Origin of the sequence: Mycolicibacter virginiensis (assembly GCF_022374935.2) — a bacterium.
In the GTDB taxonomy this organism is placed as follows: Bacteria; Actinomycetota; Actinomycetes; order Mycobacteriales; family Mycobacteriaceae; genus Mycobacterium; species Mycobacterium virginiense.
Genome location: NZ_CP092430.2, coordinates 1,651,574 through 1,674,056, shown reverse-complemented (window position 1 = coordinate 1,674,056; position 22,483 = coordinate 1,651,574). Strand labels below are relative to the sequence as shown.

The following is a 22,483-nucleotide window of genomic DNA, read 5'->3' as shown; positions in this document are numbered from 1 at the left end:
TGGCACCGCTTGCTTGCGGCGTAGTCGGCCGACGCGCCGAGCTGCTTTCCGCTTCGACGTACTCTTATCGGAGGCGCAAGCCCCGGTTGTTGCCGCGAAGCCGATGCCGATCGTGTAGAAGATGTCTGTGGAAGATTTTCCGTTGAGCTCAATTGATCGCGCCGCGGCGACCAAAGATGCCATGCTCAGGCGTTTTCACACTCGGGCGCAGATCACTGGCGAAATCAGGCTTCCGGCCGTGCCGAGCATGCTCAACGAATACGTGAAGATGTGCGCGACCGTCTTCGCAGGTTTGGGCAAACCCTTCAGCGACGCCGAACTCGACCGTCTCAGAGAAGTGCTGCGGGGCCAACTGGCTGAGGCATATTCGCACTCGCTGCGGTCACACATCATCATCTCCTACAACGCCCCGATCGGCCCCACCCTGGACTACACGGTCCGCGCCCAGTGGAGCAGCGTCGCACAGGCGTACGAGGCCTGGCTGGCAACGCGGAAACCACCGTTGTTCGGTACAGAACCCGACGCCCGGGTGTGGCACCTTGCCTGCGAGGCCGCCAATCCGGCTGCCCATCGGGTGCTCGAGATCGGTGGGGGCACCGGGCGTAACGCGCTGGCGCTGGCGCGTCGTGGACACCCGGTCGACGTCGTGGAGATGACCCCGAAGTTCGCCGAGATGCTCACGACCGACGCGGCGGCGGAGTCCTTGGACGTGCGCGTCATTGTGCGGGACGTGTTCGAAGACGCCGACGACCTGCGCGACGACTACCAGATGATGGTGCTTTCTGAGGTCTTGACCGATTTCCGGTCCACAGAGGAGCTACGCAGCCTGTTCGAGCTCGCCGCTCGATGCCTGGCTCCCGGCGGGCGGCTGGTGTTCAACAGCTTCCTGGCGCACGACGGCTACGAGCCCGACAGCGCCGCCCGGGAGTTCTGCCAGCAGGTGTACTCGGGTCTGTACACCCGCAGCGAAATGGCGGAGGCGTCGGCGGGCCTACCCCTGCAGCTGCTCTCCGACGAGTCGGTCCATGACTACGAGAAGGCGCACCTGCCCGAGGGTGCCTGGCCGCCCACCAGCTGGTACATCGAATGGGTCAGCGGGCAGGACGCGTTCCGAACCACGCGCGAGGAAAGCCCGATGGAGTTGCGCTGGCTGGTCTACCAGCGGACGCGCTGACAGTTCGCAGGCGGCTAACGCCGGGTCACGCCGTCGTCGATCATCTGCTGGAAGTGCTCCACGACGGAGTCGGCAACCGGCCGGAAATCGATGGCAAGTTCGGTACGTGCGCGCGAACCGTCCAGGCATAGCGGCCAACCGATATTGCGCTCGACGAACGGGCGAGTCAGCCCCGCCACCGGCGCAACCAGCTTCACCAGGAACTTGGGCAGCTCGCGGGTCGGGAAAGACAGCCGGGCACCGAAGTGCCGCCGCAACATTCGGCTGAGTTGGAGCATGCTGACGACTTCGGAGTTCACCACGTAGCGGCCTTGCGCCCCGGGCGTGTAACCGGCGGTGATGTGTGCGCGGGCCACGTCACGCACATCGACGCAGCCCATCTGCAGCGCGGGTGCACCCAACGCCATCGACATGTCGATGAAGTGCTGCATGGTGTCCATGCTTCCCGACGCGCTGGCCGTGGTCAGCGACGGTCCCAGCACCAGGGAGGGATGAATGGTGACCAGGTCCCAGCGCTTTTGGGCCTGCTGGATCTCCCAGGCCGCCCGCTCGGCGACCGTCTTGGAGTAGGGGTAGGGCTGGTGCTCGGGTGTGCTGGTGGTGTTCCAGTCCGCTTCGGTGAAGCACGTCTTGCCCTTCATGTCCGCATTGTCGCCGTAGATGGCCGCCACACTGCTGGTCAGCACTACCCGGGCCACCGAAGGAGTTTCGTCGACGGCGGACAACACGTTGCGCGTGCCTTCGAGCGCAGGCCGTACCAGTTGCCGGTCGGCGTCTTCGATGGTGCCGAGCAGGAACGGCGAAGCGGTGTGGATGACCAGCTGGCAGCCCTGCATCGCCTCGGTGAAACTGCCCGGTTCGAGCAGATCGGCCCGGTGCAGGCTCAGCTGCCCCGGGTGCCGTGCGGCAAGCGCGTGCAGGTGTTCCAGGCCGTGGGGTTTCTCGGGATCGCGGACCGTAGCCCGCACCAGGTGACCGTCCTCGAGCAGGTAGCGCACGATCCAGCTGGCGATGTAGCCGCTCCCGCCGGTAACCAACACCGGTGCGCTGGGATCGATGGTCGTCATGAGTCACCCTTTCTGATCGTTGTCCGGGTACGCCGGCAGGGCGCGACCTCGACGCGGGGCTAGACCGGCAGCAGGGCGTCGATGACGCCGGCCAGTTGCTTGGCCGAGCGGCATTCGTGCATGGGGATCACGTCGCTGTACCGCGGCACCGCGGAATCGCCACTGCCCCACAGATGCTGGGGCTCGGGGTTGAGCCAGTGCGCATGCCGGCTGGCGGTCACCAGGTGCGAGAGCACCTCCACCCCTGGGTTTCGGTAATTGGTGCGACCGTCGCCGAGCACCAGCAGCGCACTGCGGGGCGACACCACGTTCGGATAGTTCTCGGCGAACGAGACGAACGCGTTGCCGTAGTCGGAATGGCCGTCGCGGGTATAGACCCCCGACTCCCGGGTGATCCGCTGGATCGCCACAGCCAGGTCGGCCTCCGGACCGAACAGGTGCGTCACCTCGTCGGTGGTGTCGATGAACGCGAAGACGCGAACTCTTGAAAACTGCTGCCGCAGAGCATGAACCAGAAGCAAAGTGAAATGACTGAACCCGGCGACCGAGCCCGAGACATCGCACAGCACCACCAGCTCGGGCCGCGCGGGCCGAGGCTTGCGCAGCACCACGTCGATCGGCACCCCGCCGGTGGACATCGACTTGCGTAGTGTTTTGCGCAGGTCGATGGTGCCGGCACGGGAGCGGCGCCGGCGCGCGGCCAGCCGGGTCGCCAGGGTGCGGGCCAGCGGCGCCACTACCCGGCGCATCTGGCGCAGCTGTTCGCCGGACGCACGCAGGAACTCGACGTTCTCGCTCAGCTGCGGAATGCCGTACATCTGAACGTGTTCGCGCCCCAACTGCTCGGCGGTGCGCCGCTTGGTCTCAGCGTCGACGAGCTTGCGCAGTGCGGCGATCCGCTGCGCCGCCATCGCCTTGGCGATCTGTTCCTGGGTGGGACTGGGCTCGTCGCCGTAAGGCGCGAGCAGCCCGGCCAGCAGTTTGCCTTCCAACTCATCGAGCGCCAGCGCTTTGAGCGCCTGGTAGGCCGAGTAAGACGGGCCCCGGCTGGAGCGGTATTGCCCGTAGGCACCGACGATCGCGGCGATCATCGCCGACAAGCGGGGGTCAGTGTCGGCGAGGTCGGGATTCTCGGTCAGCAGATCGAGCAGCATTGCCCGCATGTCCTCGGCGTCCTCCGGCAGCGGCACAGCGTCCGACGGATCAGCCTCCTCGCCCTCGACCACCACGGTGCGCCCGCCCAGCGCGGCCGGGAACCACAGATCGAACATGGCGTCGTAGGTGTCGCGGTGATCGGGCCGGCGCAGCACCGCGCAGGCCAGCCCTTCCCGCAGCACTTCCCGGTCGTCGAGTCCGATCGCGGTCAGCACCCGTCCGGCGTCGACGGTCTCTGAGGGGCCCACCGAAATGCCCTGTCCGCGCAGCGCTTCCACGAAACCCACCAGGTGCCCCGGAATTCCGTGCGGGGCAAGGGGTTGCGACGGGCGGGTGCGGCGAACCATCAGATGTCCATTAATTCAGTCGCAGCTCTCCGGATGCCCGCACCTGATCGGATTGGTGCTTGAGCACGACCCCCAGGGTGGCAGCGACGGTGGCATCGTCGATGGTGTCCATGCCCAGGGCCAAGATGGTGCGGCCCCAGTCGATGGTCTCGGCCACCGACGGAAGTTTCTTGAGCTGCATGCCGCGCAGCACCGCGATGATGCGCACCAGCTCGGCGGCCAGATGCTCCGGCAACTCGGGTACCCGCGACAGCAGAATGCGGCGCTCCAAGTCCGGGTCGGGGAAGTCGATGTGCAGGAACAGGCAGCGGCGCTTGAGTGCCTCGGACAGTTCCCGGGTGGCGTTGGAGGTCAACACCGTGAACGGGGTGCGCGTTGCGGTGATCGTGCCCAGTTCCGGGACGGTGACCGCGAAGTCGGAGAGCACCTCCAACAGCAGACCCTCGATCTCGATGTCGGCCTTGTCGGTCTCGTCGATCAGCAGCACCGTCGGATCGGTGCGCCGGATCGCGGTCAGCAGCGGACGCGACAGCAGGAACTCCTCGGAGAACACGTCCATCTTGGTGGCGTCCCAGTCGCCGCCGTTGGTTCCCGACTGAATGCGCAGAATCTGCTTGGCGTGGTTCCACTCATACAACGCCCGGGCCTCGTCAACACCCTCGTAGCACTGCAACCGCACCAGCCCGGAACCGGTGGCCGCGGCCACCGCGCGGGCCAGTTCGGTCTTGCCGACCCCGGCCGGACCCTCCACCAGCAGCGGTTTGCCCAGCCGGTCGGCCAGGAACACCGCCGTGGTGGTGGCGGTGTCGGCCAGGTACCCCGTCTCGGCCAGCCGCCGGGCGACGTCGTCGATATCGGAAAACAGCGGCGCTTGGCGGGCCGGGGTGGCGGGAACGGCGGGCTTTTCCATACGGGCTAGGGCTCCTTAGACGGGACGGGTGTGGCCGTCACCCCACACGATCCATTTGGTCGACGTCAGCTCCGGCAGCCCCATCGGCCCCCGGGCGTGCAGTTTCTGGGTGGAGATGCCGATCTCGGCACCAAAGCCGAACTGCTCGCCGTCGGTGAACGCCGTGGAAGCGTTGACCATCACCGCCGCGGCGTCGACCTGCTCGCTGAATCGCTGGGCGGCCGCCATGTTGGTGGTGACGATGGCCTCGGTGTGGCCGGTGCCGTATTCGTTGATGTGGTCGATCGCGTCTTCGAGCCCGTCGACCACCGACAGCGCGATGTCCATCGCCAGGTATTCGCGACGCAGGTGGTCCTCGGCAGCGGCGTCCTCGGCGTCACCGTGCACCGCTACTCCGGCCGCGGTCAACGCGTCCACCAGCCGAGGCACTGCGGATGCGGCGATCGCCTTGTCGATCAGCAGGGTCTCAGCGGCATTGCAGACACTGGGCCGACGGGTCTTGGAGTTCAACAGCACCTGCTCGGCGATGTCGAGGTCGGCGGCCTCATGGACGTAGACGTGGCAGTTGCCGACACCGGTCTCGATGGTGGGCACCAACGCGTCGCGCACCACGGCTTCGATCAGCCCGGCCCCGCCGCGCGGGATCACCACGTCGACGAGTCCGCGGGCCTGGATCAAGTGGGTGACGGTGGCGCGATCGGCCGACGACAGCAGCTGCACCGCGTCGGCGGGCAGGTCTTCAGCCTCCAGAGCGCCGCGCAGCACGTCGACCAGGGCCTGGTTGGAGTGCGCCGCCGACGAACTGCCGCGCAGCAGCGCGGCGTTGCCGGACTTCAGCGTCAGCCCGAATGCGTCGACGGTGACGTTGGGCCGGCCCTCGTAGACCATGCCCACCACGCCCAGCGGGACGCGCTGCTGACGCAGCAGCAGTCCGTTGGGCAGGGTGTAGCCGCGCAGTACCTCACCGACCGGGTCGGGCAGCCCGGCGACCTGACGCAGTCCGGCGGCGATGCCGTCAACCCGAGACTTGGTCAGCGCCAGCCGGTCCAAGATGGCCTCGGGCGTGCCGGCGTCACGGGCAGCGGCAACATCACGGTCATTAGCGGCCAAGATGTCGTCGGCGTGGGCCAGCAGCGCATCGGCTGCGGCATTCAGCGCACTGTTCTTGGCCGCGGTGGACAGCGCCGTCAGGGAACGCGAGGCGACCCTCGCGCGGCGGGCGGCGTCGTGGACCTCTTGGCGCAGGTCGGGAAGCACGGGGACGCTCATCGTGCCAGAGTATCGGCGAACGCCCGATCAGGTAAAACGGCCCCGCTATGCAGATGCCGCCGGACGCCGCTGATCGATGATGCGGCCCAGTTCCTGCAGCAACAACGGCTTGGTCATCACCAGTTCTTCGATGTTCTCCCGGTCGATCACTACCGCGGTCACTTCCTCCGCGGCGTGCGCGTCGAACAGGCTGGGCTGCCGGGTCAACGTGGTGACGCCGAGGAACGCACCGTGCCGCAGCGTGGCGTCCGGCCAGGCCGGATCCGCACTGGTGAGCCGGACGCTGCCCTCGGTCAGAAATGTCATCGCGGTCGGCACCTGGCCGGCCCGTTGCAGGGCCTCGTCCCTGCCGAAACGGACCACCGTGGCGTACGGCTCCAGAGCGCGCTGGTCGTCCTCGGTCAACCGAAGCGCGGGCGCCACTACTGACCGCAGCGCCTCGGCCACTCGCTCCGGTGTCGAGAACACGTCCTCGGCTTCGTCAAGGTGTAGTCCTGCCCGTCGGGCGGCGTACCAAAGCCACCGCAGGAAGGTGGTCTGCGCCGCACCATCGTCGGCCGGCGAGCCCAACGCAACCGTGGTGCGGTACTGGCCACCACCGAGCGCCGCCGAATCCGGCGCCTCGCCGGTGGTGCGCATCGGCAGGGCGGTCGCAACCCGCGACAACAACGCGCACACCTGGTCTGGGGGATCCGCGACGGCGAAGGTGGTCGTGATCGATACCCGGTGGGCACCGCCGGATCGACTGACGTTGGTGAACGAGGTTCCGGCTAGGACCGAGTTCGGCGTGACCTGCAGCCCGTCGGCGGTGCTGATGTGCACCGCTCGCCAGTTCACTTCGACGACCCGGCCGCGCGCGGTGGGGGTGGAAAGCCAGTCACCGATCCGGAATGGCTGCTCGAACAGCATGAACAGACCGGAAACGATCTGGCCCACCGAATTCTGCAACATCAAGCCGATGACCACCGACGTGACACCCAGCGCGGTGAACAGGCCGCCGATCCTGGCCCCCCAGACGTGGGACAGGATCAGCGCCAGGCCCACACCGATCAGCAGGAATCGTGCGACGTCGACGAAGATGGTCGGTATCCGGCTGCGCCAGGAGCCTTTTGGAGCGCTCTGGAAAAAGGTGACATTCAGCCCGGACAGCAGCACCACCAGCACCACGAAGCCGAACGCGGTGTAGATGATCCGCAGCGTCGGATCGTGTCCCGGTACGCCGGCGACCTGCGCCAGTAACACCATCAATGCGCCCAGCGGCAACAGGTAATTGCGCGCCAGAGCTACCGGTCGGGCGAGGTGGCTGCCTCTGCGCGCCAGCGCCACATGCCCTTCGGTGAGCAGTACCAGGCCCACCGGGAGGCCGATCGCGACACCGAGCGCCCAGTACAGCCACGCACCGAAAATGTTCACGGCGCATCGGTCAATCGCCAGGCCTGCTCCTCGGCGTCGCCGGTCGTGAGGGTGCCGGCCAGTGCGAACTCCGCGGTGCCGTCCAGCATGTCGCGCACTCTGGCGGTGACGTAGATGCCGGATTCCGGCGTGACCCTGCGCAACTGATAGGCCAGGTTGACAGCAGAGCCCCACAGGTCGTACGTGACCCCGGACCGGCCGACCAGGCCACTGACGACTTCGCCGGTGTTGACGCCGGCCCACAAGCTCAGCCGATAGCCGGTTTTGACGTCGAACCGATCAACGATGCGCTGCATCTCGCACGCGAACTCGACGATGCGGTGCACCCCATCCAGCCTCGGGGTGGTCAAGCCGCAACCTGCGAGATAGCCGTTGTACATGGTGCGAATTCGTTCGACCCCAACGGCTTCGGCCGCCGCGTCGAACTGCCTGACCAGATCGTCGACGGTCGTCACCAATTCGCTCGCGGAGAGCTCGGTGGATAGCTGGTCGATCCCATGCAGTTCGGCGTAGACAACGCTGACGTTGTGATGCTCTTCTGCGATGGCCTGCTCGCCGCCGCGATAACGCCGTACCACCGACTCCGGCATCAGCGACAGCAGGAGCTCATCGTTCTGTTTGCGCTGCTGATCGAGCAGCTCCTCCTTCGTGCGGAGGCTGTAGCTCATGTCGTTGAACGCCTTGGTCAGATCGCCGATCTCGTCATCCGTCCGGGCCGGAACCGCGGCGCTGTAGTCGCCGGCGCTGATCCGCTGGGCCGCGACCTGCAGCCGGCGGATCGGCTGCAGGAACAGTCGCGCAAGCAGCATGGCCAGCACGCAGATGGCGAAGATGACACCGGTGGTGGCCAGCACCACCCGCTTGCTGAAGGACGTGACCGCGGCGTAGGCATCGGAATAATCCCGGGTCGCCAGGATCGACCACTGCAGGTCCGAGTTGGGCACGGTCAGCGGCGCGTACGCAGTCAGCTCACGGTTGCCCAGATAGGCATACCCGTTGGTCAGCGTGCCGGTCTGGCCACGCTGCGCGGCCTCCAGTCCCGGCCCGCCGACCGGCTGCACCAAGGTGGTGGTTCCCAGCCGCAGCGCGCGTTCCACCGTCGCCTCCGAGGTCCCCGCCGCCACCGCCTCTCGGCGATACCGCTCCGGATCTTCCAGGAACAGTCGCGAATCGGAGCGCATCAGGTGGTCCGGACCGGCCAGATAGGTCTCGGTAGTGTGGCCCAGCCCTGAGGCCTCCCACTCACGGTCGGCGGTCATGATCCGATTGACTTTCGCACTGGGCAGCGGCAAGGCCAACACGCCCTCGACCGTGCCCTTGGTGCCGACCGGAGATACCAGCCAGGCGGTGGGTGTGTCCAAGTTGGGTTGGTAGGGCTGGTAATCGGTGATCCACACAAAATTGACCGCGTTGGCCGCCAACGCCTTGCGGTAGGCGTCACGCAGACCGGATTCGCGGTAGGGACCGGTGAGCACGTTGGTCCCCAGGTCCACGCCCTTGTTGACCGAATAGACCACGTTGCCTCGGGTGTCCAACAGCAACGCATCCAGGTACTCGTTGAGCTGAACGATCTCCGCGAAGACGTTGTTGAACTGGGCATTTGCCGCCGACCAAGTACTGCCTTCACCGGAGTCGTCGGACTTTTTCGGCTCCGCGACAAAGCCTGCGGTGTACCGGGCCTGCAGGTAACGCTGCGCGTTCGCCGTGGGCAGCAACGCGGCGATGTCCGGCTGCTCGCCGGTCCGGTTACCCAGCGCCTTGGTGAAGTGGTCCTGGTAATAAGCCTCTATCGCCCCCTGCTGGTCGGGCGTGATTGCAGCATTCGCGAGCTCGTCGAATCCAGCAGTAAATGACTTGAGTGCGCTAGCTGCGGTCACTCCCCCGCTGAAAACGACCAGGGAGTTGGTCATCTCGGCGAACAAGCCGGTGACCGCACGGCGCTGCGCCTCCCGGGCCTGCACCAACTTGCTGGTGGCCGCACGCTGCAATTCCTGTGCGCCATACTGGAACTCGACGAACCCGACCACTGCAACCGAGGCGACGCTGGTGATCAGCAGGATGAACATCAGCTTGGTCTGAATGCTGAGCCGAGACAGCAACCGCCAGTGCCGGCGCTCACCGCGCGCCGTGGCCACTGTCGACGCTGCCGAGTCCACCCGGCCGCCCCCTTCCCCGATTACCGGATGGTTCATCACCCTAGGGGATGCACGACATTCCGCGGTCGTGAATGCAAAGCTGGACTGCATGGCGACGCGGGTGTGCGTGGTGGGCAGCGTGAACCTCGATACCGTTTTTACCGTCGCCGCACTTCCGGCTCCGGGCGAGACAGTGCTGGCCACGGCGCGAAGCACCCACCCCGGCGGGAAGGGCGCCAACCAGGCGGTGGCCGCGGCACGGGCGGGGGCGCAGGTGCAGTTCGTGGGCGCGGTCGGCGACGACGACGCCGGGCTGCTGCTGCGCCGGCACCTGCAGAGCAACGGCGTCGGAACCGACGGCCTGACGACGACGCCCGGCCCCAGCGGTTCGGCGGCCATCACCGTGGACCCGTCCGGGCAGAACACCATCGTGGTGGCCCCCGGCGCCAATGGCACCCTCACGCTGGATTCCGGCCAGCGGGACCTGATCGCGGGCTGCGACGTGCTGCTGATGCAGCTGGAGATTCCGATCCCGGTGGCCACCGAGGCCGCCGAGGTGGCCCACGCGGGCGCGGCGACCGTGATACTCAACGTGTCCCCGCCGGCCACCGACGTGGCGCGACTCATCGAGCGCGTTGAGGTCGCGGTGGTCAACGAATCCGAATCCGAGCGGTTCCACCACCAAGTGGCGCACCGGGTGGTCACCCTCGGCGCGCGTGGCGCCCGCTACTGCGGCCCCGGCGGCATCCGCACCGTGCCTGCTCCGGTGGTGCAGGCCCTGGACAGCACGGGCGCGGGTGACGTCTTCGCCGGTGTGCTGGCGACCGAATGGGCCGGCGGCGTCGAACGCGCAGTGCAACGCGCCTGCGTGGCGGGGGCGTTGGCCACGCTGACGGCCGGTGCCGGGGACTGCGCCCCGAGCGCCGAGGCGATCACCGCAGCGCTGGATGCGTTCAGACTCCGACGTTGAATCCGAGGTCGACGTCGGATGCGGCCTGCCCGCCCCGGATGCCCCAGTTCTCCCGATCCACCTCATGCAGGGTGATCATCACGTGGTCGGCGGGAATACCCAGCGCGGCAAGATTTTCGACGATCCCGGCATAAAGCAGGCGCTTGGCCTCCAGCGACCGGCCGGAGAAGCAGTCGATCGAGATCAGGGTGCGGCATTCGGGCTTCTCGAGCTGCGCCGGAACCGCAAAACGGTGCGGCTCGTGCACCACCAGCCGCACGTTCTTGTCCTTGGCCGGGATCTGGAAAGCGGTCACGAGCGCGCCATGGACGGCATCGATGATCGCGACTTCCTCGGCCGGCTCGTAGTGGCGACGGACCTCGATCAGGACGGTGGGCATGATTCACACCCTGCCAGACGATCGGTCCCGTGTGGCCCGCACCCGCCGGATGGTGCCGAGGTTCTTGACCCGCACGCTACTGAGACTGCCCTCGACGCCCTCCCTACCCCTGCGGAATCTCCCGTTCGATCTCGTCGAGCCAGATCCGCGCCGACATGTCCGAGGGGGCCCGCCATTCTCCGCGGGGCGACAGCGAACCGCCGTGGGACACCTTCGGCCCGTTCGGCAGCGCTGAGCGCTTGAATTGACTGAACGAATAGAACCGCTGCACAAAGACTTTCAGCCAATGCCGAATATCCGCCAATGAATAGGCCTGCCGCTTGTCCGCCGGATATCCGGGCGGCCAGGAACCCGCTTCCACGTCATGCCAGGCATGCCAGGCCAAGAACGCAGTCTTGGCGGGCGCGAATCCGCACCGCAGCGCCTGAAACAGCGCGAAGTCCTGCAGCGGGTACGGGCCCACCTTGTCCTCGCTGCGCTGAATCTCCTCGCCGTCAGCCGCCGGCACCAATTCCGGGCTGATCTCGGTGTTGAGCACCGAGGCCAGTACCGCGCACACGTCGGTGTCGAACTCCCCGGAGTTGATCACCCACCGGATCAGATGCTGGATCAGGGTTTTGGGCACACCACCGTTGACGTTGTAGTGCGACATCTGATCGCCCACCCCGTAGGTGGACCAGCCCAGCGCCAGCTCGGACAGATCGCCGGTGCCCAGCACGATGCCGCCGTTCTGGTTGGCGATTCGGAACAGATAGTCGGTGCGCAGCCCGGCCTGGACGTTCTCGAACGTGACGTCGTAGACGGCTTCACCGCGGGCGAACGGGTGCCCGAGCTCGGACAGCATCAGCTTCGCGGTCTCTCGGATGTCGATCTCCGCGAACGTCACTCCCAGCGCCTTGCTCAGCGCGGCGGCGTTGGCCTTGGTGCGCTCACCGGTAGCGAAGCCGGGCATGGTGAACGCGAGAATGTCACTGCGCGGCCGGTTTTCCCGGTCCATTGCCCGAGCCGCGACGATCAGGGCGTGGGTCGAATCCAGCCCGCCCGACACCCCGATGACCACCTTGGGACAGTTCAAGGCGCGCAGCCGCTGCTCCAGGCCAGACACCTGAATGTTGTAGGCCTCGTAGCAGTCCTGTTGCAGTCGTTGCGGATTCGACGGCACGAACGGGAATCGTTCGACCACCCGCCGCAGGCCGATGTCCCCGGCCGGCGGGTCCAGAACGAACTCCACCCGCCGAAACGCCTGCACCGCATCCCGGTGGTGGCGGCGGTTGTCGTCGAATGTGCCCATGCGCAGCCGCTCCGAGCGCAGCAGCCCAAGGTCGACGTCGGCAACCGATCGGCGCGGGCCGCTGGGGAACCGTTCGCTTTCGCCGAGCAGCGTGCCGTTCTCCCAGATCATGGTCTGGCCGTCCCAGGCGAGGTCGGTGGTCGACTCCCCCTCGCCCGCGGCGGCGTAGACGTATGCGGCCAGGCATCGCGCCGAGGCCGACCGGGCCAGCAGGCAGCGGTCTTCGGCGCGCCCGACGGTGATCGGGCTGCCGGACAAATTGGCCAATACCGTCGCGCCGGCCAGGGCGGCCTGGGCGCTGGGCGGCACCGGCACGAACATGTCCTCGCACACCTCGGCGTGCAGCACGAATCCGGGTAGGTCGGTCGCGGCGAACAGCAGGTCCGGCCCGAACGGGATCTCTACCCCACCCAGCCGAATGAGTCCACGTTCGTCGGCGCCGGCGGCCAGCTGGCGGCCTTCGTAGAACTCCCGGTAGGTGGGCAGATAGGACTTCGGCGCGACGCCGAGGATGCGCCCGCGGTGGATGACGACCGCGGTGTTGTAGACGCGGTGCGCATAGCGCAGCGGCGCCCCCACCACCAAGACCGGCAGCAGCTCCGTCGACGCCGCGACCACGTCGAGCAGGGCCGCCTCGACGGCGCTGAGCAGGCTGTCCTGCTGCACGATGTCGTCGATGGAGTATCCCGACAGGGTGAGTTCGGGAAATACGGCCAGCGCGACGCCGTCGTTGTGGCATTCGCGCGCCAGCTGTAGCACCGACTCTGCGTTGGCAGCGGGGTCGGCGAGCGTGGTGTGATGCGTGCAGGCGGCAACCCGCGCGAACCCATGCCGGTAGGCGTTGTAGAAGTCCCCAGAATGCTCCATTGCCCCCATTGTCGCCTGGACTGTGTCAACGTGCAGCTTTCGGGTATCTCCAGGGCATGACCGATACCGCAGTGGTCGTCGTCGACATGCTCAACGCCTACCGTCACGCCGACGCCGAACAGCTGGCCGACAACGTCGCGCAGATCGTCGAACCACTGGCCGACCTGGTGGAACGCAGCCGGGCCGCCGAGGATGTCGACCTGATCTACGTCAACGACAACTACGGCGACTTCACCGCGGGATTCGCCCAGATCGCCGCGTCGGCGCTGAACGGCAGCAGACCCGAGTTGGTTCGGCCCGTCGCCCCGGTAGCCGGTGACCGGTTGATGACCAAGGTGCGCCACAGCGCCTTCTACTCCACCCCGCTGGAGTACCTGCTGGGCCGGCTCGGCACCCGACGGTTGATTCTGGCCGGCCAGGTCACCGAGCAATGCATCCTCTACACCGCCCTGGACGCCTATGTACGGCACCTTCCGGTGGTGATACCGGTCGACGCCGTCGCCCACATCGACGCCGAACTGGGCGCCGCCGCACTGGAGATGATGTGCCGCAACATGGCTGCTGAGAGGTCGACCGCCGCGAAGTGCCTACGCTAGCGGCGTGGGCGGAACCGAGCCGACGGTCTGCGACCTGCTGACGCTACTGGCGGGCCGGCGAGTCGCGGTGCTGAGCGGCGCCGGCATCTCCACCGATTCGGGCATTCCGGACTACCGCGGCCCGGACTCCCCGCCGAGCAATCCGATGACCATCGCCCAGTTCACCGGCGACCCGGTGTTTCGACAGCGCTATTGGGCCCGCAACCACATCGGCTGGCGTCACATGGCCGACACCGCGCCCAACATCGGCCACTTGGGAGTGGCCGCGCTGGAAGCGGCGGGCGTGGTGACCGGGGTGATCACCCAGAATGTCGATCTGCTGCACACCAAAGCCGGCAGCCGTCACGTCGTAGATCTACACGGCAGCTACGCGACGGTGGTCTGCCTGAGCTGCGGGCACTCGCTGAGCCGAGCGTCGCTGGACGAGCAGCTCGAGCAGCTCAACCCCGGCTTCATCGACCGGGTGGGCAGGCTCGGCGGTATCGCCGTGGCGCCCGACGCGGACGCCGTCGTCACCGATACCGCGTCATTCCGCTTCGTCGACTGCCGGGCCTGCGGCGGGATACTCAAGCCCGACATCGTCTACTTCGGCGAAAGTGTCCCCAAAGAACGCGTCGCTCAGGCTTATTCGGTGGTCGACGAAGCGGAGGCGTTGCTGGTGGCAGGTTCGTCGCTGACGGTGTTCTCCGGCTACCGGTTTGTCCGCCACGCCGCCGCGCGCGGTATTCCGGTCGCGATCGTCAACCGCGGCCCCACCCGCGGCGATGAGTTGGCCGACGTCAAGATCGACGGCGGGTGTTCGCCGACGCTGGCGTTGCTGGCTTCGGAGCTGCCCTACGAAATTTCGTCGCGGTAATCGTCAGTAAATCACTGCGAAATCCGGCACGATGCTCGGGTGACAAAGCAGCGGCTCACCCCGGACCAGCGCAATTCATTTCTCGCTGCCGTATTGGGCTGGTCGATGGATGCGTTCGACTACTTCATCGTGGTGTTCGTCTACGCCGACATCGCCAAGACCTTCGGCCACACCAAGACCGAGGTCGCGTTTCTGACCACCGCCACCCTGGTGATGCGTCCGCTCGGGGCGCTGCTGTTCGGCCTGTGGGCAGATCGGGTCGGCAGGCGAATACCGCTGATGGTCAACGTGATTTTCTACTCGACGGTGGGGTTCTTGTGCGCGTTCGCGCCCACCTTCACCGTGCTGGTGATTCTGCGCCTGCTCTACGGGATCGGGATGGGCGGCGAATGGGGGCTGGGCGCCGCGCTGGCCATGGAGAAGATCCCACCCGAGCGTCGCGGGTTCTTCTCCGGGTTGCTGCAGGAGGGTTATCTGTTCGGCTACCTGGCCGCCACGGTGGCCTCGCTGCTGGTGAACGACGTACTGGGGTTGTCCTGGCGCTGGCTGTTCGGGCTTTCCATCCTGCCGGCCATGGTCAGCCTGCTGATCCGCTATCGGGTGACGGAGTCCGAGATATGGCAGGCCACCCACGATCGGATGCGACTGACCCGCACGAGGATTCGCGACGTATTCACCGATGCCAAGGTGATCCGCCGGTTCTGCTACCTGGTGTTGCTGATGACGGCGTTCAACTGGATGAGCCACGGCACCCACGACATCTACCCGACGTTTCTGACCTCGCCCGACGGGGCAGGTCTGTCCCACGTCACGGCCAAGTGGATCGCGGTGATCTACAACATCGGCGGGATCATCGGCGGGCTGATCTTCGGTTCGCTGTCACAGCGGTTGGGCCGGCGCTACGCGATCATCTGGGCCGCGGTGATGGGTTTGCCGATCGTGCCGCTGTTCGCGTTGTCACACACCGCGGGCATGCTGTGCCTGGGCTCGTTTCTGATCCAGGTCTGCGTGCAGGGGGCCTGGGGCGTGATCCCGGCGCACCTGACCGAGATGTCGCCGGATGCGATCCGCGGCTTCTATCCTGGCGTGACCTATCAGCTGGGCAATCTCTTCGCCGCGTTCAACCTGCCGATCCAGGAGCACTTAGCGGCAGCGCACGGCTACCCATACGCCCTGGTCGTCACGCTGGTGCCGACACTGCTCGCCGTCATCGTGCTGACCGCGATCGGCAAGGACGCCACTGGCCGGCACTTCGGGGCCGACCTGCAGGCGCCCCTTCGCGAAGCGAAAGAGCCTGCTTGACAGGATTTTTGATAAGAGGTAATTTTCCTAAAAATTAGCCTTGTTTTAAATGGCTAGGGGGAAATTATGCATCGTCGTCAGATAAGCATCAGAGGATTTCTCGGAGGCGGCTTGGGAGTCGCGCTGGGGGTCGCGTTTGCCGCCAGCCCGGCCGCCTCCGCGGACGCGATCGACGACGCCTGGCCGTACCTTGACGCGACGTCCCAGTATTTCCCGTACTACACCGCGACGGTACTTCCGTCCCCAGCCCTCCTCCCGGGGACCGACTCGGAGTACACATTCGACCAAACATATTCATATTCCGACGTCCCGTACCTGTACGACAGTGCTCAGTACGTGGTCACCTCCACCGTCGACGGCCTGGCCTATCCCCACGTGGGAACCGTCCTCGATTCGCTGCTGTTGCTGCCGATCGTCCCCGCAGTCGGGGGAATGGTAGGGGCTCCGATGTTCACGAATGTTTCTCTGGACGATCCGGTTCTCGGGTTCGCTGACGCATTCACCGTGCTCAACGGGTTCACAAACACCTACCTTTCTGACTCGGCGGGCGTGAAAGATGTGCTCAGCGTGTACGGCCTGGGGTCTTTGACCCTGTTCGAATTCCCCGCCGTCGAAGCCGGGGGGACCGCCTCGGAATCCGGCGACGGGTTCGCACAACTGCTGGCAGAACTCGCGAGCATCACTCCGAGCCTGTAGCGGCCGGAACAGCCCGGGCGCCACCGTCAGAACGTGCAGGGCATGGCACGGATCCCGTGAATGAAGCTGCCCGCAAGGTACTCGGGATCACCGGCCTCGATACGTGGAAGTCGATGGAGCAACTCACCGAAGAGGGCGCGTAGCTGGGCTCGCGCCACATGGGTCCCCAGGCAGTAGTGCTGCCCGCCGCCGCCGAAGCCCAGATGCGGATTGGGGTCGCGGCTCAGGTCCAGCCGATCGGGATGGTCGAACACCTGCGCATCCCAGTTGCCCGAGGCATAGAACATGGCGACCTTGTCGCCGGCCCGAATGGTCTGCCCGCCCAGTTCGTAATCGACTGCGGCGGTGCGACGGAAGGTCATCACGGGTGTCGCGTAGCGGATGAACTCCTCCACCGCTGTCCCGATGCGCCGGTCGAAATCCTCCAGCAGCCAGGCCCGTTGTTCGGGGAATTCGGTGAGCGCCTTAAGTGCATGGCTGGTGGTCTGGCGGGTGGTGTCGTTGCCGGCCACCGACAGCAGCACGAAATAGGCGGACACCTCGGCGTCGGTGAGCCGGTCACCGTCGACCTCGGCATTCACCAGGCTGCTGAACAGGTCGTCGCCGGGAGTCTCGCGACGTTGCGCGGCCAGCGCGCCGGCGACCTGATGCAGGTACATGATGTTTTCGCCCATCACCGCCAGCGGGTCGCGCCCGGCGAGGAATACCGGGTCGTTGGTCGATACCAGCGCGTCGGCGGCATGGGCCACCTGTGCGCGCTCGGATTCCGGCACGCCGACCATGTCCGCCAGCGTGCGCAGCGGCAGTTCCTTGGCGCAATGCTCGACGAAGTCCGCCCCGCTGCCGGCGGTCTTGAGTTCGTCGACGATGGCCGTGGCACTGGCCTTGATCGAGTCCTCGATGCGCCTGATCTGGCGGGGAGTGAACGCCGCGGTGGCCAGTTTGCGCAGTTTGGTGTGCCGGGGCGGGTCCATGGCCAAGAACGACTGCGTGGTCTCCAGTAACTCCTCGGGGAAGTTCTCGAACTGCACGCCCTTGCCGGACAGGAACACCTCGTTGGTGCGACTCACCTCGACGATGTCGGCGTGGCGGGTGACTGCCCAATAGCCGGGATCGTTCGCGTCGTTGAGCATGGCGTCTTCCACGGGCGGATGCCAGCTCACCGGACGCTCGTCACGCAGCACCGCGAACGAGCGCTCGCGCTCGGCAGCGGTGGCAGACCAGAACGCACGGGAGGACAAGTCGACCGCGTCGTAGCTGCGCAGCGCGGCGGATGGTGCAGTCACGAGACCTCCTCGGTGTATGGCCCCGGTCACACCGGGCCCCGTGCTGACAGTAGGTCTAGACAAAGTGTCTAGTCAAGACGTCGGGGATGCCGTTACGCTGACCGCTGTGGCTTCTGTGACCCGCAAGCCCCCCAACAGCCGCCAGGAGCGGCGCGAGGAGATCGAACGGCACCTCCTCGACGCCACCGAGCGGCTGATGAGCGGCGGCGCGAGCTTCACCGAGCTCAGCGTGGACCGACTCGCCACCGAGGCCGGCATCTCGCGCGCCAGCTTCTATATCTACTTCGAGGACAAGGGTCATTTGTTGCGCCGGCTGGCCGGCCAGGTGTTCGGCGATCTCGCCTCAGGGGCCGAGCGTTGGTGGGGCGTGGCGCAGCGCCGCGATCCCGACGATGTCCGCGCCGCGATGGCCTCGATCATCGCCAACTATCGGCGGCATCAACCGCTGCTGATCGCACTCAGCGAGATGGCCGGCTACGACCCACTCGTGGGCGCCACCTACAGGGACTTGCTGACCGGCATCTCCGGCCGAGTGGCCCAGGTCATCGAAGACGGCCAGGCCGACGGCTCCATTCGTCGCGATTTACCTGTCGCCGCGACCGCAAGCGCGCTCACCTGGATGGTGGAGCGGGTCTGCCAGCAGAACCTGCCGGTCCGCGACGCGGACTACGATTCCGAGCTCGCCACTGCACTGACTGAAATCGTGTGGGGCGCTCTGTATCTCAAGCCGACCGATCAGTAGCTCCAGGCCGAGCGGTCATAGCTGCGCTCGATCCGCCGACGCCTCTTACGCCAGGTGGGACAGAACACGTAGGTGAGGTTGTCGCGCTTGACCCAGATGTTGTCGGGGCTCTTAAGGTTGACCCGGAAATAGTTGTTGTGCACGGTCACCAGTCCCAGCAGAGCGTTTCTGACGGCCAACGAGTCGACGTGTGCCGCAGGCAGATTGGGAAAGTCGGCCATGCCGTCGTATTGGCGACACAGGTCCGTCACCGCGAACCGGGTGTCCGCCGGTATGCCGACGCCGCCGTAGTAGGGCAGCTTCATGAACGTGACCAGCTTCGGGTCGGCCCGATAGATGCCGTGGAACGGCTGCTCGGGGTTGGCCAATAGCAGAAACGACACCTTGCCGGTGGGGACCGATGAGGTCGGCCCCCGCTCGCGCAGCCATTTGCAAGCGACCTGCGCCCCCATGCTCACGGCGTAGACGAGTACGTCGTCGGCATCGGGTGAGGCGTTGAAGTGGGCGGTCAGCATGTCGTCGAGTGCTTGCGCACCCCGCTGCACCGCTTTGACCGCCGGGACATAGCGCAGTCCGTCGAAGTAGGTGTTGGGGTACTTGACGTTTTTGACGGTCTTGCCCTTGGTGACCGCGCCACGGCACATGAACCGCAGAAATCCGCTCCAGCCCGCCCCGTCGATGGTGAATACGGTGCTCATGCGGAACGAGTCGCTAGACCGCGACCAGGTCGTCGGCGTGCACCACCGGCCGACGCGCATCCGGTGCCAACTCCGCGGTGGAATGGCCGATCATGGCGTCCAACTCCGCGGCGTCGTAGCCGACCACTCCGCGGGCCACCACGGCCCCGTCCGGGCCACACAGTTCGACGACGTCGCCGCCGTAGAACCTGCCCGAGACCGCGGTGATCCCGGCCGGCAGCAGGGAGCGTCGGCGGGCCAGCACCGCCTCGACGGCACCGGCGTCCAGCGTCAGCGTCCCGGCGGCGTCGGCGGCGTGGCGGACCCAGAATTTGCGCGCCGACAACCGTTGCGTCCGGGGCGCGAAGACGGTGCCCACCGATGCGTCGGAGAGGGCGGATGCTGCCGCACTGGCGGCGGCCAACAACACCGGCACTCCCGCGTCGGCGGCCAGCAGTGCCGACGACAGCTTCGACACCATGCCGCCGGTGCCCAGATGACTGCCCTCGCTGGCAACTACGTCGGCGAGGTCATCCGGTCCGGACACCTCGGGGACCAGGCGGGCCGGGCCCTTGCGCGGATCGGAGTCGTAGAGGCCGTCGATGTCGGAGAGCAGCACCAGCGCGTCGGCGCCCACCAGATGCGCCACCAGCGCCGAAAGGCGGTCGTTGTCGCCGAACCGGATCTCGCTGGTGGCCACCGTGTCGTTCTCGTTGACGATCGCCACCGCGTGCAGGGCGCGCAGTCGGTCCAGGGTGCGGGCGGCGTTGGTGTGCGACACCCGCATCGAGACGTCCTGCGCGGTGAGCAGCACTTGGCCGACGGTGCGGCCGAACTGACCGAAGGCGGCACTCCAGGCGTTGACCAGCGCCACCTGGCCCACACTGGCGGCGGCCTGTTTGGTGGCCAGGTCGGTGGGCCGCTTGGACAATCCGAGCGGCTCCAGCCCGGCGGCGATAGCCCCCGAAGACACGATCGTCACGTCCGAGCCGGCCTTCATTCGGGCCTCGATCGCCTCGGCCAGCCCGGCCAGCCGGGCCGCATCGAACATGCCGGACTCAGTGGTCAGTGCGGTGGTGCCGATCTTGACCACGACGGTGCGCGCGGTGCGAATCGCTTCGCGCGCGCCACTGCCTGTCACTCGTCCTCCGAATGCTCTCGGCGCTGCTTGCGTGCCACCTTGCGCTCGGCGGCACCCACTCGGTCGGTGCGCTCCAGCCTGCTGTCCGTGCCGCGGCCCGACAGCGTCATGTCCACCCCGGCCGGAGTAGTCGGCTCCCAGTCGAAGGTCATCTCCCCGATAGTCACCGCACAGCCCGGTGTGGCGCCTCGCTTGAGCAGTTCGTCTTCGACGCCGAGCCGGGCCAGTCGGTCACCCAGGTAGCCGACCGCCTCATCGTTGTCGAAGTTGGTCTGGTGCACCCAGCGCTCGGGTTGGGTACCCCGCACAAGAAAACCGCCGTAGCCGTCGGATTCCACGGTGAACCCGGTCTCCCCCGCGCGAACAGGACGGATCACCGGGCGGCGCGCCACCGGCTCCGGTTGTGCGGCCCGATACGCCGACACCATCTCGGCCAACGCAAACGTCAACGGCCGCAAGCCGGCACGGCTCACCGTCGAGACCATGAACACCGGCCAACCACGCTCGGCCGCGATGTCGTCGCGGACGAATTCCGCCATCTCCAGCGCCTCGGGCACGTCGATCTTGTTGAGGACCACCGCCCGAGGCCGGTCGACCAGGTCGCCGAGCGTCGAATCCCCTTGCATGGTCGGGGTATAGGCAGCCAGTTCGGCTTCGATCGCTTCGATGTCAGAGAGCGGGTCACGGCCCGGCTCAGCGGTCGCGCAGTCGACGACGTGCACCAGCACGGCGCAGCGTTCGATGTGCCGCAGAAAGTCCAAGCCCAGCCCGCGACCGGTCGAGGCACCGGGAATGAGGCCGGGCACATCGGCTGCGGTGAAGGTGTTCTCTCCGGCCGAGACCACGCCCAGGTTGGGCGCCAACGTGGTGAACGGATAGTCGGCGATCTTCGGTTTGGCCGCCGAGATCACTGATACCAGTGCGGATTTGCCCGCGGACGGAAATCCGATCAGCCCGACGTCGGCGACGGTCTTGAGTTCCAGGGTGAGGTCGCGGGTTTCACCCTTCTCCCCCAACAGTGCGAAGCCGGGCGCCTTGCGGGCACGCGACACCAGCGCCGCATTGCCCAGACCGCCGCGTCCGCCGGCTGCCGCCTCGAAGCGGGCACCCGCGCCCACCAGGTCGGCCAGCAGCCGCCCGTGTTCGTCGAGGACGACGGTGCCGTCGGGCACCTTGATCTCCAGGTCCGCGCCTGTGGCGCCGTCCTTGTTGCTGCCTTGGCCCTGCTTGCCGGACGCCGCGACGATGTGTGGCCGGAAGTGGAAGTCCAGCAGGGTGTGCACTTGGGGATCGACGACCAGCACGACGCTGCCGCCGCGGCCGCCGTTGCCACCGTCAGGACCACCGAGCGGTTTGAACTTCTCTCGGTGAATCGAGGCGCAGCCGTTGCCCCCGTCGCCGGCGCGCACATGGATGACAACGCGGTCGACGAACCGGGACATCGGGCTTTCCTCTCACCAATCCCACGCATCGAGCGTGTAACCACTGCGAGTTTTGTCGCTCTTTTTCGCAGTCAGTGCACGTTCGCTGCGCAGGGCCGGTTGGTTAGCTCTCCGCGCGGGCGACAGGCACGATGTTGATCAACTTGCGGCCGCGCTTCACACCGAATTCGACCGCACCGGGTGCCGTGGCGAACAGGGTGTCGTCGCCGCCGCGCCCGACGTTCACGCCGGGGTGGAAGTGAGTGCCGCGCTGGCGGACCAGGATCTCGCCGGCCTTGACGACCTGGCCGCCGAACCGCTTGACGCCGAGTCGCTGGGCGTTTGAGTCGCGCCCGTTACGTGAGCTGGAAGCGCCCTTTTTGTGTGCCATCTCGCTGCCTCCTGCTGCTACTTGATTCCGGTGACCTTGAGCACGGTCAGCTGCTGACGGTGACCCTGCCGCTTGTGGTAGCCGGTCTTGTTCTTGAACTTGTGGATGCGGATCTTGGGGCCCTTGGTGTGCTCCAGGACCTCTCCGGTGACCGCGACCTTCGCCAGCTTGGCGGCGTCGGTGGTGACGGTGGCACCGTCCACGACCAGCGCGACCGGCAGCGAGACCGACGATCCCGGCTCGGACTCGATCTTCTCAACCTTGAGCACGTCACCAACGGCAACCTTGTACTGCTTGCCGCCGGTTTTGACGATTGCGTACGTCGCCATCGTTGGTTTCTACCTCTGCTTCTCGGGCGCGCACGCCATCGGGACTTGCGCAGGTGTCTGGGGTTCTGT

21 protein-coding genes are annotated in these 22,483 nt (G+C 66.6%); 7 read left to right on the top strand and 14 right to left on the bottom strand.

The window, feature by feature from the left end:
- Positions 1 to 121: 121 nt before the first annotated feature.
- On the top strand, positions 122 to 1,174 hold the full coding sequence (locus tag MJO54_RS08190; protein WP_192830607.1) for a class I SAM-dependent methyltransferase: 1,053 nt from the start codon (positions 122 to 124) through the stop codon (positions 1,172 to 1,174).
- A 14-nt stretch (positions 1,175 to 1,188) separates the two neighbouring features.
- Here MJO54_RS08190 and MJO54_RS08185 read toward each other — a convergent pair whose 3' ends face one another.
- The 6 genes from MJO54_RS08185 to MJO54_RS08160 are packed head-to-tail and all read right to left on the bottom strand — an operon-like array spanning position 1,189 to position 9,527.
- Entirely contained in the window at positions 1,189 to 2,241 is a 1,053-nt protein-coding gene (locus tag MJO54_RS08185) for an NAD-dependent epimerase/dehydratase family protein (RefSeq protein WP_046285107.1), read from the bottom strand.
- Between the two features lie 59 nt (positions 2,242 to 2,300).
- Positions 2,301 to 3,746, bottom strand: coding sequence for a vWA domain-containing protein (locus tag MJO54_RS08180; RefSeq protein WP_105295501.1), 1,446 nt, complete (start codon positions 3,744 to 3,746; stop codon positions 2,301 to 2,303).
- Between the two features lie 7 nt (positions 3,747 to 3,753).
- A complete protein-coding gene (locus MJO54_RS08175; RefSeq protein ID WP_046285109.1) occupies positions 3,754 to 4,653 on the bottom strand; it encodes an AAA family ATPase in 900 nt (299 codons plus the stop codon).
- 15 nt (positions 4,654 to 4,668) lie between these two features.
- Positions 4,669 to 5,922: a glutamate-5-semialdehyde dehydrogenase gene (locus MJO54_RS08170; RefSeq protein ID WP_046285110.1), complete on the bottom strand. Its 1,254-nt coding sequence runs from the start codon at positions 5,920 to 5,922 to the stop codon at positions 4,669 to 4,671.
- Between the two features lie 45 nt (positions 5,923 to 5,967).
- Complete coding sequence (locus tag MJO54_RS08165) at positions 5,968 to 7,335, bottom strand: mechanosensitive ion channel family protein (RefSeq protein WP_046285111.1); 1,368 nt, start codon at positions 7,333 to 7,335, stop codon at positions 5,968 to 5,970.
- Complete coding sequence (locus MJO54_RS08160; protein WP_052741240.1) at positions 7,332 to 9,527, bottom strand: adenylate/guanylate cyclase domain-containing protein; 2,196 nt, start codon at positions 9,525 to 9,527, stop codon at positions 7,332 to 7,334. Before MJO54_RS08160 ends, MJO54_RS08165 begins: the two co-directional genes overlap by 4 nt.
- A gap of 52 nt (positions 9,528 to 9,579) precedes the next feature.
- Here MJO54_RS08160 and MJO54_RS08155 point away from each other — a divergent pair, with 52 nt between their 5' ends.
- Positions 9,580 to 10,440 (top strand): ribokinase, encoded by an 861-nt coding sequence (locus MJO54_RS08155; RefSeq protein ID WP_046285120.1) that lies wholly within the window; start codon positions 9,580 to 9,582, stop codon positions 10,438 to 10,440.
- Here MJO54_RS08155 and MJO54_RS08150 read toward each other — a convergent pair.
- On the bottom strand, positions 10,424 to 10,819 hold the full coding sequence (locus tag MJO54_RS08150) for a tautomerase family protein (protein ID WP_046285113.1): 396 nt from the start codon (positions 10,817 to 10,819) through the stop codon (positions 10,424 to 10,426). The two genes, MJO54_RS08155 and MJO54_RS08150, sit on opposite strands and share 17 nt — an antisense overlap.
- Before the next feature lie 103 nt (positions 10,820 to 10,922).
- Positions 10,923 to 12,977 carry an NAD(+) synthase gene (locus MJO54_RS08145; RefSeq protein ID WP_046285114.1) on the bottom strand — a complete coding sequence of 685 codons (2,055 nt, stop codon included), beginning with the start codon at positions 12,975 to 12,977 and terminating at the stop codon, positions 10,923 to 10,925.
- Between the two features lie 56 nt (positions 12,978 to 13,033).
- Here MJO54_RS08145 and MJO54_RS08140 point away from each other — a divergent pair, with 56 nt between their 5' ends.
- The 4 genes from MJO54_RS08140 (at position 13,034) to MJO54_RS08125 (ending at position 16,427) form a co-directional block, all read left to right on the top strand.
- The gene (locus MJO54_RS08140) at positions 13,034 to 13,573 is read left to right on the top strand and encodes a cysteine hydrolase family protein (RefSeq protein ID WP_046285115.1); all 540 of its coding nucleotides are present in this window, start codon (positions 13,034 to 13,036) and stop codon (positions 13,571 to 13,573) included.
- A gap of 4 nt (positions 13,574 to 13,577) precedes the next feature.
- A complete protein-coding gene (locus MJO54_RS08135; protein ID WP_046285116.1) occupies positions 13,578 to 14,429 on the top strand; it encodes an SIR2 family NAD-dependent protein deacylase in 852 nt (283 codons plus the stop codon).
- 39 nt (positions 14,430 to 14,468) lie between these two features.
- Positions 14,469 to 15,731 (top strand): MFS transporter, encoded by a 1,263-nt coding sequence (locus MJO54_RS08130; RefSeq protein ID WP_105295502.1) that lies wholly within the window; start codon positions 14,469 to 14,471, stop codon positions 15,729 to 15,731.
- 111 nt (positions 15,732 to 15,842) lie between these two features.
- Positions 15,843 to 16,427: a hypothetical protein gene (locus MJO54_RS08125; protein WP_046286647.1), complete on the top strand. Its 585-nt coding sequence runs from the start codon at positions 15,843 to 15,845 to the stop codon at positions 16,425 to 16,427.
- A 26-nt stretch (positions 16,428 to 16,453) separates the two neighbouring features.
- Here the strand turns inward: MJO54_RS08125 and MJO54_RS08120 are convergent, their stop codons facing one another.
- Complete coding sequence (locus MJO54_RS08120) at positions 16,454 to 17,713, bottom strand: cytochrome P450 (protein ID WP_046286648.1); 1,260 nt, start codon at positions 17,711 to 17,713, stop codon at positions 16,454 to 16,456.
- Between the two features lie 106 nt (positions 17,714 to 17,819).
- On the opposite strand from MJO54_RS08120, the gene MJO54_RS08115 reads away from it, so the two are divergent.
- Entirely contained in the window at positions 17,820 to 18,455 is a 636-nt protein-coding gene (locus MJO54_RS08115) for a TetR/AcrR family transcriptional regulator (protein ID WP_046286649.1), read from the top strand.
- Here MJO54_RS08115 and MJO54_RS08110 read toward each other — a convergent pair.
- The 5 genes from MJO54_RS08110 to rplU form a co-directional block, all read right to left on the bottom strand.
- A complete protein-coding gene (locus tag MJO54_RS08110) occupies positions 18,449 to 19,153 on the bottom strand; it encodes a PE-PPE domain-containing protein (protein ID WP_046286655.1) in 705 nt (234 codons plus the stop codon). The genes MJO54_RS08115 and MJO54_RS08110 overlap by 7 nt on opposite strands.
- 13 nt (positions 19,154 to 19,166) lie before the next feature.
- Positions 19,167 to 20,273, bottom strand: coding sequence for a glutamate 5-kinase (gene proB, locus MJO54_RS08105; RefSeq protein WP_046286650.1), 1,107 nt, complete (start codon positions 20,271 to 20,273; stop codon positions 19,167 to 19,169).
- On the bottom strand, positions 20,270 to 21,715 hold the full coding sequence (obgE, locus tag MJO54_RS08100; RefSeq protein ID WP_046286651.1) for a GTPase ObgE: 1,446 nt from the start codon (positions 21,713 to 21,715) through the stop codon (positions 20,270 to 20,272). The genes proB and obgE overlap by 4 nt, the downstream gene beginning before the upstream one ends.
- Before the next feature lie 103 nt (positions 21,716 to 21,818).
- Positions 21,819 to 22,085: a 50S ribosomal protein L27 gene (rpmA, locus tag MJO54_RS08095; RefSeq protein ID WP_046286652.1), complete on the bottom strand. Its 267-nt coding sequence runs from the start codon at positions 22,083 to 22,085 to the stop codon at positions 21,819 to 21,821.
- A 17-nt stretch (positions 22,086 to 22,102) separates the two neighbouring features.
- On the bottom strand, positions 22,103 to 22,414 hold the full coding sequence (rplU, locus tag MJO54_RS08090; RefSeq protein WP_046286653.1) for a 50S ribosomal protein L21: 312 nt from the start codon (positions 22,412 to 22,414) through the stop codon (positions 22,103 to 22,105).
- Positions 22,415 to 22,483 lie beyond the last annotated feature (69 nt).